Annotated in this window: 4 protein-coding genes and 1 pseudogene; 4 read left to right on the top strand and 1 reads right to left on the bottom strand. The window is 69.6% G+C overall.

The window, feature by feature from the left end; all coding sequences use genetic code 11:
* Both A3IC_RS54170 and A3IC_RS0113330 read left to right on the top strand, forming a co-directional pair.
* The coding region (locus tag A3IC_RS54170) for an ABC transporter permease (RefSeq protein WP_040876569.1) at positions 1–348 on the top strand (348 nt) is incomplete at its 5' end.
* 584 nt (positions 349–932) lie between these two features.
* Positions 933–1,745, top strand: a complete 813-nt coding sequence (locus A3IC_RS0113330) for an SAM-dependent methyltransferase (RefSeq protein WP_020550552.1) — start codon at positions 933–935, stop codon at positions 1,743–1,745.
* 169 nt (positions 1,746–1,914) lie between these two features.
* Here the strand turns inward: A3IC_RS0113330 and A3IC_RS0113325 are convergent, their stop codons facing one another.
* The gene (locus A3IC_RS0113325) at positions 1,915–3,096 is read right to left on the bottom strand and encodes a 4-hydroxybenzoate 3-monooxygenase (protein ID WP_026218215.1); all 1,182 of its coding nucleotides are present in this window, start codon (positions 3,094–3,096) and stop codon (positions 1,915–1,917) included.
* A 260-nt stretch (positions 3,097–3,356) separates the two neighbouring features.
* Here A3IC_RS0113325 and A3IC_RS0113320 point away from each other — a divergent pair, with 260 nt between their 5' ends.
* Both A3IC_RS0113320 and A3IC_RS54165 read left to right on the top strand, forming a co-directional pair.
* Positions 3,357–3,911: a TetR/AcrR family transcriptional regulator gene (locus A3IC_RS0113320; protein WP_020550550.1), complete on the top strand. Its 555-nt coding sequence runs from the start codon at positions 3,357–3,359 to the stop codon at positions 3,909–3,911.
* A 272-nt stretch (positions 3,912–4,183) separates the two neighbouring features.
* Positions 4,184–4,421: pseudogene (locus A3IC_RS54165) on the top strand (hypothetical protein); the annotation flags it as partial.

Here is a 4,421-nt window from a genome sequence, read left to right as displayed (position 1 = left end):
CTCCTGGTCGGCGGCGTCGGCGTCGCCAACACCATGGTCATCTCCGTACTCGAACGCCGCCAGGAAATCGGCCTGCGCCGAGCCCTGGGCGCCGGACGCGGCCAGATCCGCCTCCAATTCCTCACCGAGGCGATCACCCTCTCCGGCCTGGGCGGCGTCGCCGGCGTCCTACTCGGCCTGATCGTGACCAGCGGCTACGCCCACGCCCAGGGCTGGCCCCTGGTACTGCCGTGGCCGGCCATCCTGGGCGGAGTCGCGGCATCGGTCGCCATCGGCGCACTCGCCGGCCTCTACCCGGCCGGTCGGGCGGCACGGCTGCCACCGACCGAGGCACTCAGCTCCGGCTGAGGGCGAGCGAGGCAGGGGCGAGCAGGTCGGCCGGATCGGCTCCGGATGCCTTCCGGATGGAACCCGGGCGCAAACCGGGATCCAATCGGGCAGGATTTTGGTTCTGATTCGAAGTCGGCTCGGGCTCGCATCGGGCCGGACTCGCTCCGGTTCGTTGCGGTCCCAAGTGATCCTATTCGGCGACGCTCGGCGCCGGTTCGACTTCGGTACGTCCGCCTGCGATACACCTCGACCGGTTCCGACCCGAAGCGCCTGCCTCTCGGTCCGACGTCCGAATTCCGGTTGCCGAGCGTTCTTGAAGACCGAATCGATCGTCGTCGTCGGAGCCCAGGGCCTCACCCCGGGGGCCAATTGGCTCAATTCGCTGCGTCGGCGTCATGTGATCCTGCGCGGCAGCCACGGCGAGATCGTCCGTGTCCAGGTGACCAGGGCCGCGAAAGGAACGCCTTTCAACAGGCGGACATCGCGTATTCGTCCACCACCAAAGGGCGTTCATCGGCCGCTCCCGGAAAGCCAGCAAAGGCAACAACACATCAGCCACACCCGCCCCTCCCGGACCACCCAAACAACCTACGGAGACCCGCATGGCCGAGAACATCCCTTCCGCCGTCGACCGAGACGGCGCCCGCATCGACACGACGGTTCCGCATTCCGCGAGATTCTGGAACTACTGGCTCGGCGGGAAGGACAACTACCGCGCGGACCGCGAGATCGCCGACCTGATCGCCACGCAGTGGCCCGGCCTGGTCGACGTTGCCCGCACGTCGCGAGGCTTCCTGGTCCGCGCGGTGGAGTACCTGACCGGCGAGGCGGGCGTGCGGCAGTTCCTGGACATCGGCACCGGCCTGCCGACCGCGGACAACACCCACGAGGTCGCCCAACGCGTGGCGCCCGACGCCCGGATCGTGTACGTCGACAACGACCCCCTCGTCCTGACGCACGCCCGTGCACTGCTGACCAGCACACCGGAAGGGGCCACCGCCTACCTGGACGCGGACCTGCGCGACGTCGACACGATCCTTCGCGAGGCCGCCCGCACCCTGGACTTCACGAAGCCGGTGGCGCTGGTCGTGATGGGCGTTCTCGGTCACGTCGCGAGCCACGAGGACGCCAAGGATCTGGTGGGCAAATTCATGGACGCGTTGCCCGGCGGCAGTTACCTCGTCCAGTACGACGGCACCGCCACCTCACCCGCCATGGTCAACGCACAGGACCAGTACAACCGAAGCGGCGCCGTGCCCTACTACGTGCGCGATCCGAAGGACATCGCCGCGTTCTTCGAGGGCCTCCAACTCGTGGAACCGGGGGTGGTCAGGGTCACCGACTGGCGACCGCCCGCCGGCGACATCGCTCCCGACGCGGTCGATGCCTTCGGTGGGGTCGGATTCAAGGAATAGACCGGGAACGAAGTTCCAATCGTTCGGGACTCGCAAGCGGGTCGCTCGACGCGTGCGAAGTCGACGCGCGCACCTGACGCCCACGCGGCCCGACGTCGCTGGTGGCAGAGGCTGCAGGCCCGGCTGCTCAGACCTGCAAACTCTGCTTACTCGGCCAGGAGGTGGGGGCTCAGTTCAGGCCGGTGAGGAACTCGCCGAAGAGCCGGTTGGCGGTCTCCGAGTCGTAGAGGCGCTCGAACTCGGCGCGCGCCAGGCGGCGCCGGAACTCACCGTGGTAGGAGACGTCTCCCGCGTCGTGCATGAGGTCGGTGAACCATGCGGCGNACGCCTGGTAGTTCCACACGTGCTTCAGGCAGGTGGCAGAGTACGCCTCCAGCGGGCCCGCGTCCTGCTCCTTGACCTGCTTCAGGACGGCCGTGGCGAACACGTCGGCGTCGTGAAGGGCCAGGTTCATGCCCTTGGCGCTCATGGGCGGCACGATGTGCGCGGCGTCACCGAGCAGGTACAGGCGGCCGTAGCTCATCGGGTCGTAGACCACGCTGCGCAGCGGCACCAGCGTCTTGCTGGTGATGGGTCCCTTCGCGGTGACCGGTTCGCCGAAGCGTGCCTCGATCTCTTCCCAGATCCGGTCGTCCGTCCACTCCTCCACGGCAGTGTCCAGCGGGCACTGGAGGTAGAAGCGGCTGGCCTGGGGTCCGCGGGCGAACTGGCCGGCGAATCCCCGGTCGTGGATCGCCATCATGGACTGGTGGTTGGCGGGGGCGTCGGCCAGTACGGTCAGCCAGGCGTACCCGTACTCGTGGGACTGGCGGGTGAGTACGTTGTCGGGGATGCTCGCCCGGCTGACGCCGTGGTCTCCGTCGCAGCCGGCGATGAGGTCGCAGGTGACGGTCCGCGTCACGCCCGTGCTGTCGCGGTAGCGCACCTGGGGCCGGGGGCCGGTGAGGTCCTCCGGTTCGACGTCCTCGGCTTCGAAGCGGAGGTCGCCGCCGTCGCTGACGAAGACGTCGATGAGGTTGCGCACGAGGACCTGCTGGGGGCAGAAGCGTCCGTCGACGTGGTCGTCGGTCACGTACCGGAAGGGCCGCGTCTCGCCGTCGACGCGGAAGTTCAGCACCGGCGCGAAGGGGGCGCCGTCGAGGACCCGGTCCTCCAGGCCCCACTCGCGGAACATGCGCGCGGCCCTGGGGTCGATGACCCCCGCGCGCTGGCGCTGCTCGACGTACTCGCGGCTGCGCCGCTCCAGTACCACGCAGTCGATCCCGCTGCGCAGGAGGAAGTTGCCGAGGGCGAGCCCGGCGACACCCGAGCCCACGATCACGACAGTGGTGTTCTCGTCCGTTACGGACATGGTTGGTGCTCCTTAGTGTTTTCTGCCGGCCCGTGGGGAGGGCCGTTACCACGCCGGTGCCCTGGGGGCCTGCGGTGCGAAGGGTGGGCGTCTTTCGCCTGGGAGGGCTGTGCGCTCATCGGCCCGTGCTGTTTATGGCGATCGCCGGACATGGGGTGTCCCGCGCGTTTGGCGCAGCGGGGCGAGACCCCCTACCCTTAAGCGAAGTCTCCACTACGCATCATACGTAGTGCCCACTACGTTTGCAAAAGGGGTCCGGTATGCGCCGCGACGGAGCCGCCAACAGGGAGAAGGTCCTGCTGGCCGCCGAGCATGTGTTCGCCGAGAAGGGGGCCGCCGCCTCCACCGATGAGGTCGCGCAGCGGGCCGGGGTCAGCATCGCCACCGTCTTCCGGAATTTCGCCACCAAGCAGGACCTCATCGAGGCCACCGCGTGCCGCTACCTGGAGAAGCTGACCGCCCAGGCGCCGGCGCTCGCCGACAGCCAGGACCCCGGAAAAGCCTTCGCCTCCCTGATGAGGTCCCTCGCGGCGGCCGGGCCGGTGAAGATGACCCTGATGGATCTGTTGCCCCCGCACGACGACGACGGCCAGGGCCTGTCCCGGCCGGTCACCGAGGCGGCCGACGCCTTCCGCGCGGCCCTCGACGGCGCACTCCGCCGCGCCCAGGCCGCCGGCGCCGCGCGCCCCGACGTCACCGGCGGCGACGTCTCCCTCCTCCTGCGCGCCCTCGCATACGCCACGGACCTCAGCGAAGGCGAGGCCCTCGACCGGGCCGTGGGCATCGTCCTCGACGGCCTCGGCGTACCGCGCTGACACCTGACCCTTCCGTCCGGCCCGGCCCGATAGGGATGCACCGTCCGGCGCCGGCCCCACCACTGCCCCACCACTGCCCCGTCACAGCTCTTCCACGGCGGTCTTGTCGCGCAGGAGCCGCAGGCCACCGGGCAGGCCGGGGAGCTGGAAGGAGTACCGGCCGAGCATGTCCTTATCTGGACACCTTCGGGTGACCGCGGCGGCTACCTCGTGGCTGCGGGCTCGCCGGGCTCGTTGAGCCGGTCGAGTGGGGGTTCGGGGAGGTACGGGTGCTGACCAGCGAGGGAACCCTGCGCGTCGACTCCGACGTTCCCGGCCGCGTAACCGTGCCGCGCTCGGCATCGACACCGCGACCGGCGCCCCGGTCACGGTCCCCGTCCGGCCGTGGACCGCGGAGACCCCGCACCTGTACGACGGCATCCTCGCCACCCCAGGCGAGCGGCTGCCGCTGCGCATCGGCTTCCGCACTGTCGAACTCGCCGACGGCCTGATCACGGTCAACGGCAAGCC

It is taken from the genome of Embleya scabrispora DSM 41855 (assembly GCF_000372745.1).
In the GTDB taxonomy this organism is placed as follows: Bacteria; Actinomycetota; Actinomycetes; order Streptomycetales; family Streptomycetaceae; genus Embleya; species Embleya scabrispora.
The sequence above is the reverse complement of the archived record's forward strand: the minus strand, read 5'-3'. Positions and strand labels throughout refer to the sequence as shown.

Coding starts and splice junctions, on each gene's coding strand:
- A3IC_RS0113330 (WP_020550552.1), top strand. CDS start 933: ATGGCCGAGAACATCCCTTCCGCCGTCGACCGAGACGGCGCCCGCATC.
- A3IC_RS0113320 (WP_020550550.1), top strand. CDS start 3,357: ATGCGCCGCGACGGAGCCGCCAACAGGGAGAAGGTCCTGCTGGCCGCC.